Below are 416 nucleotides of genomic sequence, written 5' to 3'. Positions count from 1 at the left end.
AATAAATTTAGGGACTAATCAAAAAATAAGACTAGCAAATAAAGATAATGCAAAAAAAATAAGTTTCTGCTAAATAATACCAAAATACATATTTGTTGCGTTAAATAACCAATAAGTATAGACCAATTGCTATTTTATGCAGCTGCTGTTGCTTTAAAATGATTGTATAAATCTTTACAACCATAACCAATAATAGATAAACTTTTGTTTTTCATTAAAGCTTCTCTATGAAGTTTAGTTATAGCATTAACACCGTGTCTATCCATACTTTCAACACCTTCAATGCTAACTTTTAGGTTATCCATTTTTTCAAAAATATTTTTAAACTCTTGGTTGAAAAGCACAATACTTTCTTTGTTTAAAACACCTCTAATTTTAAAAAAATTGTTGCAGTTAGTAATTCTTAAATCCATAAT

At 25.5% G+C, this 416-nt stretch carries 1 protein-coding gene; it reads right to left on the bottom strand.

Translation table 11 applies throughout. The features are described from left to right. Nucleotides 1-134: 134 nt before the first annotated feature. Nucleotides 135-416 (bottom strand): hypothetical protein (locus FUA24_RS00470; RefSeq protein WP_246146913.1); only part of this gene is annotated, 282 nt, incomplete at its 5' end.

The organism is Seonamhaeicola marinus, assembly GCF_008085455.1.
Note: the sequence above shows the minus strand (reverse complement) of the source record. Positions and strands in the feature narration are given on the sequence as shown.